The organism is Klebsiella sp. Q11 (assembly GCF_964241505.1).
GTDB classification, from domain to species: Bacteria; Pseudomonadota; Gammaproteobacteria; order Enterobacterales; family Enterobacteriaceae; genus Klebsiella; species Klebsiella michiganensis.
On record NZ_CAXSXW010000010.1, the window covers coordinates 219,989 to 226,686 of the forward strand.

Below are 6,698 nucleotides of genomic sequence, written 5' to 3' on the forward strand. Positions count from 1 at the left end.
CTCCTTAATCACGAATGCCGGAAGCCGACAGCGCCACGACTTTGCGCGCATGATCGATAATCGGTCCATCTATCATCTTGCCGTTCAGCGATACCACACCCAGACCGCGCGCTTCCGCCTCTTCCGCCGCCGCGATCACCTCCCGCGCATGTTCAACGTCTTTCAGCGTGGGGGCATAAACCTGGTGCAGCAGCTCAATCTGGCGCGGGTTAACCAGCGATTTACCGTTAAAGCCAAGATTCTTCGCCAGATTCGCTTCCGCGAGGAAACCCTCTTCATTGTTAATATCCGACCACACCACGTCGTACGCCGCGATCCCGGCGACGCGCGCCGCGTGCAGCACAGCGCAGCGGGCGTAAAACAGTTCGGTGCCGTCGCCGCGGCTGGTGCCCATATCCATAACGTAATCGAAGGCCGCCAGCGCGATGGCCGACAGGCGCGGGCTGGCGCGAGCGATCTCAACCGCGTTCACTACGCCCAGCGCCGACTCTATCGCCGCCATTAATTTCGTGCTGCCCACTTCCCGGCCGCATTCGCGCTCAATCCGCTCGACCTGCGCTTCCAGCTCATGGATATCTTCTTTGCTATCGGTTTTCGGCAGGCGCACCATATCGACGCCCGCGCGCACCACCGTCTCAAGGTCGGCGAGACCAAACGGCGTGCTGAGCGGGTTAATGCGCACCACGGTTTCCACGTCCCGGTAGAGCGGATGCTGTAGCGCATGATGCACCAGCAGGCGGGCGGTATCTTTTTCACGGAGCGAGACGGCATCTTCGAGGTCGAACATCACCGCGTCAGCGCCGTAAACAAATGAGGTGCTTAACATCGCGGCGTTGGCGCCGGGGATAAACAGCATACTGCGACGAGGTTTCATAGCTGACTCCAGTGCGGTTGAGATTGTTGCGCCGCGCGCAGCGCCGCGGCCTGAACCCGAGCCTTCAGTACGCATTCGAGCGCGCCTTTATCATCGACGACGACGTTCGCCCGGGTAACGCCAAGCTGCGTCAGCGTCTCTCTGACCACCCGCTCAATCGCCGCGCCAAACTGCTGCTTCACAATGCTGTCGATTTCAAGCTGAATACCTGGCTCATTCGCAGGCCCGATCCTGACCATCACATCGCTGGATTCCAGCGTGCCGGCCAGGGCGTCAATCATCATTTCCATAGAGGCTGATCCTTAGTTATGGAGGTAAATCAGGCGGTTTGGTGTTCGCTTTCCGCCAGATGCATCAGAAAAGAGAGGGTTCCCGGCGGCACCAGCGGCGCAATCGACGACCACTGGCGCTGCTGATACAGCCTGCGCACCCGGGAAGCGGAAATGGGCGCGCCCTCTTTCTCAACCCGCGCCAGCTCAACCACCTGAATCGCCGGCGCGTCGCCGGGCGCTTCCAGCAGCTGGCGCATGCGCTGGTTGTAGCGACGGGTTAATTCACACAGCGGTTCGCTGCCGACAAAGCGGTGGGTCACGCCCAGCGCCGGGGCTAAACGTTCGCGAAAGAGCTGCAGATCGATCTGGCTGTGGCAATCGTCAACCACGCCTTTGTCTTTAAGGAAGTAGCCGGGAAAAGTGGCGCGCGAGATCAGATAGGCCGATCCCGGATGCAGGGTCACGTTGGCGATCCCGGCGATCCCCTGTTCAATCAGCGCCACGCGATCGCGGTAGCGGAAAAACGAAGCATCCTCCTTCACCACGAACAGATGCAGCCAGTCGCAGCGTTGAGCCGCCTGCTCCACCAGCCAACGATGCCCCAGGGTAAAGGGATTGGCGTTCATCACGATGGCGCCGATTTTTTCGCCGGGCTGACGATACATCGTAAGCTGGCGGCAATAGCGGGCCAGACGTTCGCGGCTATTTTCCATTAACACGGCCTGCTCCCCCGCGCGGGCGATAGGCCAGAACCCGGCGCAGGAGAAGAGCGCCGCGTTATAGGGTTTAGTGAACAGAAACAGTTCGCTGCGGCCCAGCTCATACGCCAGGGTCATCAGTTCAGTCAGCAGCTTCAGGCTGAGCCCTTCCCCCTGCAGCGACGGGTCGACGGCAATACACTTCAGGACGCATCCGGCAATGGCGCCGCAGCCGACAATGCGCCGCTGGTACTCGACGATAATCGCCCATTCGCAGTCCGCCTCCAGCGAGAGCTGGTGCTGATGAAGAAAGAGGTCAACGGCCTCTCGCCGCCGTGGGTCGAGCTGTACCGCGACGCGTTTTACTATCAGATTCATTTTTTTCGCGCTTCATTGACCAAAACGAGCTGTATTTCGCCATCGTTCCCGCAGCGGTTCTTTTATTTCAATCACATTTTTCCGCGTACCTTAATTGGCTTTATGGTTTTTATGTTGTTAATTAATTCAGAAGAATAAAAACAATTAAATTAATTAAAAACACGACTAATCAGTGAAGATAATCACATATCGCCGGGGAACATATTTATTATTATGCCGCCGTCCTATTATTGTTTTTTCTAACGGCATTAATACACAAAATCATTCAAGTTGCATCGAGGCGGTAACTGAATGAATCCCCAGGAGCTTACGCATAGTAAGTGACTGGGGTGAGTGAAGGCTGCCAACAAAGAGGCAGCTTGAAGGATGATGTGTATATTCCTTTTTTTAACAGGGTGACGTCATATGACTAATATGAGCCAGGCTCCATCTGCGGAGAAAAAAGGGGTTAGCGATATTCTGGGGTTTAAAATCTTCGGCATGCCGCTACCGCTTTACGCCTTTGCGTTAATCACTTTACTACTTTCACACTTTTATAATGCCCTGCCGACCGACATTGTTGGTGGCTTCGCGATCATGTTTATCATTGGCGCCGTTTTTGGCGAAATTGGCAAACGCCTGCCAATCTTCAATAAATATATTGGCGGCGCGCCGGTGATGATCTTCCTCGTGGCCGCCTATTTCGTTTACGCCGGCATTTTCACCCAGAAAGAAATTGATGCAATCACTAATGTGATGGATAAAAGTAACTTCCTGAACTTATTCATCGCAGTATTGATTACCGGCGCAATCCTCTCGGTTAACCGCAAGCTGCTGCTGAAATCTCTGCTGGGTTATATTCCGACCATTTTAATGGGGATCCTCGGCGCATCCATCTTCGGGATTATCATTGGTCTGTGCTTCGGTATCTCCATCGACCGCATCATGATGCTGTACGTCCTGCCGATTATGGGTGGCGGCAACGGCGCGGGCGCGGTGCCGCTGTCTGAAATTTATCACTCCGTCACCGGTCGTTCGCGTGAAGAGTACTACTCCACCGCGATTGCTATCCTGACCATCGCCAACATCTTTGCCATCGTCTTTGCTGCACTCCTCGATATTATCGGTAAAAAACACACCTGGCTGAGCGGTGAAGGCGAACTGGTGCGTAAAGCCTCCTTTAAAGTCGACGACGATGAAAAAGCGGGCCAGATTACCCATCGCGAAACCGCCGTCGGCCTGGTGCTCGCCACCACCTGTTTCCTGCTGGCCTACGTTATTGCCAAGAAAATTTTGCCAAGCATTGGCGGCGTCTCTATCCACTATTTCGCCTGGATGGTGCTGATCGTCGCGGCGCTGAACGCTTCCGGCCTCTGCTCGCCGGAGATTAAAGCCGGGGCCAAACGCCTGTCTGACTTCTTCTCTAAGCAGCTGCTGTGGGTACTGATGGTCGGCGTCGGCGTGTGCTACACCGACCTGCAGGAAATTATCGACGCGATTACCTTCGCGAACGTCATCATCGCGGCGGTGATCGTGGTGGGTGCGGTCGTCGGCGCGGCCGTCGGCGGCTGGATGATTGGCTTCTTCCCGATTGAGTCCGCGATCACCGCCGGTCTGTGCATGGCCAACCGCGGCGGCTCGGGTGACCTGGAAGTGCTCTCGGCCTGTAACCGTATGAATCTTATCTCTTATGCGCAAATATCCTCCCGTCTGGGCGGCGGTATTGTGCTGGTCATCGCCAGCATTGTGTTCGGCATGATGATGTAACCAACACGCACGATGGCGATGTTTGAGCGTCAACCACAGCGGTGCTCTTTAGGGTCCAGAGCCGGGGGCGGCTTCGGGAAATCCACCCTACTCCTTAGCCGGAAGTATCGTTTGGTTAGCCTTCAGGCACGCCGTCGTGCTCTTACTTTAGGGTCTTTCAATGACTGAAGCTGTACTGCTGGGTGAAGGCTTCACCCTGATGTTTCTCGGCATGGGGTTCGTGCTGGCGTTTCTGTTTCTGCTGATTTTCGCCATCCGCGGCATGTCCGCCGCCGTCAACCGCTTCTTCCCGGAACCGGCTCCCGCGCTGAAGGCGGCACCTGCGCCCGCCGCGCCCGCTGACGACTTCGCCCGCCTGGCGCCGGTGATTGCCGCCGCTATCCACCACCATCGCCGACTTAACCCTTAATTCACGGAGGAATCCATGACCGTTGCCATTACCGATGTCGTCCTGCGCGACGCCCACCAGTCCCTTTTCGCCACCCGCCTGCGCCTCGACGATATGCTCCCCGTTGCGGCCGCCCTCGATGACGCGGGCTACTGGTCCCTTGAATGCTGGGGCGGCGCCACCTTTGACGCCTGCATCCGCTTCCTCGGCGAGGACCCCTGGGTCCGCCTGCGCGAGCTCAAAAAGGCCATGCCGAAGACCCCGCTGCAGATGCTGCTCCGCGGCCAGAACCTGCTCGGCTACCGCCACTACGCCGATGACGTGGTGCAGCGCTTCGTCGAGCGCGCCGTCAAAAACGGCATGGACGTGTTCCGCGTCTTCGACGCCATGAACGACCCGCGCAATATGCAGGCCGCCCTGCAGGCGGTGCGCAGCCACGGCGCCCACGCCCAGGGAACGCTCTCCTACACCACCAGTCCGGTCCACACCCTGCAGACCTGGCTCGACCTGACCGAACAGCTGCTGGAGACCGGCGTCGACTCCATCGCGATTAAGGACATGTCCGGCATTCTCACCCCGATGGCGGCCTTCGAGCTGGTGAGCGAAATCAAAAAGCGCTATGACGTCAGGCTGCACCTGCATGCTCATGCCACCACCGGGATGGCGGAAATGGCCCTGCTGAAGGCCATCGAGGCCGGCGTCGACGGTGTCGATACCGCCATCTCTTCCATGAGCGCCACCTACGGCCACCCGGCCACCGAAGCGCTGGTGGCGACGCTGGCAGGCACAAAACATGACACCGGGCTGGATATCCTCAGGCTTGAGAGCATCGCGGCGTACTTCCGCGAGGTACGCAGGAAATACCACGCCTTTGAAGGCCAGCTGAAGGGCACCGACAGCCGTATCCTCGTGGCCCAGGTGCCGGGCGGGATGCTCACCAACCTCGAGGGCCAGCTGAAGCAGCAGAACGCCGCCCACCGTCTGGATGAGGTGCTGGCGGAAATCCCCCGGGTGCGCGAGGACCTCGGCTTTATCCCGCTGGTCACCCCGACCTCGCAGATTGTCGGCACCCAGGCGGTGCTTAACGTGCTGACCGGCGAACGCTACAGAACCATCGCGAAAGAGACCGCCGGGATACTGAAGGGCGAGTACGGCCACACCCCGGTGCCGGTCAACGCGGCATTACAGGCGCGGGTGCTGGACGGAGCAAAGGCCATCACCTGCCGTCCGGCGGACCTGCTGAAGCCGGAGCTGGCGCAGCTGGAAGCCGACGTGAAGCGCCAGGCGCAGGAGAAGAATATTCAGCTTGCCGACAACGCCATCGACGACGTGCTCACCGTGGCCCTGTTCCCGCAGGTCGGCCTGAAGTTCCTTGAGAACCGCCATAACCCGGCGGCGTTCGAGCCGCTGCCGCAGGCTGAAGAGGTCAAACCGGCGGTGAAAGCAGAGAAACCGGCCGCCTCCGGCGTCTACACCGTGGAAGTGGAAGGCAAGGCCTTTGTGGTGAAGGTCAGCGACGGCGGCGATATCAGCCCGCTGACGGCAGCGGCCCCCGTTCAGGCCACGGCCCCCGCAGCCGCCCCGGGAGGCGCCGGCACCCCGGTAACCGCGCCGCTGGCGGGCACCATCTGGAAGGTCATTGCCACGGAAGGCCAGACGGTGGCTGAAGGCGACGTGCTGCTGATTCTGGAAGCCATGAAGATGGAAACCGAAATCCGCGCCGCGCAGGCCGGGACCGTGCGCGGTATCGCGGTGAAATCCGGGGACGCGGTGGCGGTGGGCGACACCCTGCTGAGCCTGGCGTAAGGAAGAGGACGCGAAATGGAAAGTCTGAACGCCCTGATTCAGGGCATGGGGCTGATGCACCTCGGCGCCGGCCAGGCCGTCATGCTGCTGGTGAGCCTGCTGCTGCTGTGGCTGGCCATCGCGAGGAAGTTCGAGCCGCTGCTGCTGCTGCCGATTGGCTTCGGCGGCCTGCTGTCGAATATCCCGGAGGCCGGGCTGGCGCTGACCGCCCTGGAGAGCCTGCTGGCGCACCACGACGCCGGGCAGCTGGCGGTGATTGCCGCGAAGCTCCACTGTACGCCGGATGTCCACGCCATCAGGGAGGCGCTGGCCCTGGCCCTGCCGTCGGTGCAGGGGCAGATGGAGGACCTCGCCGTGGATATGGGCTACTCCGCCGGGGTGCTGGCCATCTTCTATAAGGTCGCCATCGGCTCGGGTATCGCCCCGCTGGTGATTTTTATGGGCGTCGGGGCGATGACCGACTTCGGCCCGCTGCTGGCCAACCCGCGCACCCTGCTGCTGGGGGCGGCGGCGCAGTTCGGCATCTTCGCCACGGT

The 6,698-nt window shown here is 59.8% G+C and carries 7 protein-coding genes; 4 read left to right on the forward strand and 3 right to left on the reverse strand.

What is annotated here, in order from left to right; genetic code table 11:
- Positions 1-4: 4 nt before the first annotated feature.
- Genes citE through citC form a run of 3 tightly spaced genes read right to left on the reverse strand, consistent with a single transcriptional unit; the run spans position 5 to position 2,222 of the window.
- Positions 5-874, reverse strand: a complete 870-nt coding sequence (gene citE / locus ACESQ2_RS18185) for a citrate (pro-3S)-lyase subunit beta (RefSeq protein ID WP_046877817.1) — start codon at positions 872-874, stop codon at positions 5-7.
- Entirely contained in the window at positions 871-1,164 is a 294-nt protein-coding gene (gene citD / locus ACESQ2_RS18190; RefSeq protein ID WP_014227881.1) for a citrate lyase acyl carrier protein, read from the reverse strand. The genes citE and citD overlap by 4 nt, the downstream gene beginning before the upstream one ends.
- Positions 1,165-1,193: 29 nt before the next feature.
- Positions 1,194-2,222 carry a [citrate (pro-3S)-lyase] ligase gene (gene citC / locus ACESQ2_RS18195; RefSeq protein ID WP_025106466.1) on the reverse strand — a complete coding sequence of 343 codons (1,029 nt, stop codon included), beginning with the start codon at positions 2,220-2,222 and terminating at the stop codon, positions 1,194-1,196.
- A gap of 405 nt (positions 2,223-2,627) precedes the next feature.
- Between citC and citS the strand changes: the two genes are divergently transcribed.
- From citS to ACESQ2_RS18215, 4 genes are all read left to right on the forward strand, one after another.
- Positions 2,628-3,968, forward strand: coding sequence for a citrate/sodium symporter CitS (gene citS, locus ACESQ2_RS18200; RefSeq protein ID WP_014837380.1), 1,341 nt, complete (start codon positions 2,628-2,630; stop codon positions 3,966-3,968).
- A gap of 160 nt (positions 3,969-4,128) precedes the next feature.
- Positions 4,129-4,377 (forward strand): oxaloacetate decarboxylase subunit gamma, encoded by a 249-nt coding sequence (locus ACESQ2_RS18205; RefSeq protein WP_345911763.1) that lies wholly within the window; start codon positions 4,129-4,131, stop codon positions 4,375-4,377.
- A gap of 15 nt (positions 4,378-4,392) precedes the next feature.
- Positions 4,393-6,162 (forward strand): sodium-extruding oxaloacetate decarboxylase subunit alpha, encoded by a 1,770-nt coding sequence (gene oadA, locus ACESQ2_RS18210; protein WP_373171053.1) that lies wholly within the window; start codon positions 4,393-4,395, stop codon positions 6,160-6,162.
- A gap of 15 nt (positions 6,163-6,177) precedes the next feature.
- Positions 6,178-6,698 (forward strand): sodium ion-translocating decarboxylase subunit beta (locus ACESQ2_RS18215; protein ID WP_204309154.1); only part of this gene is annotated, 521 nt, incomplete at its 3' end.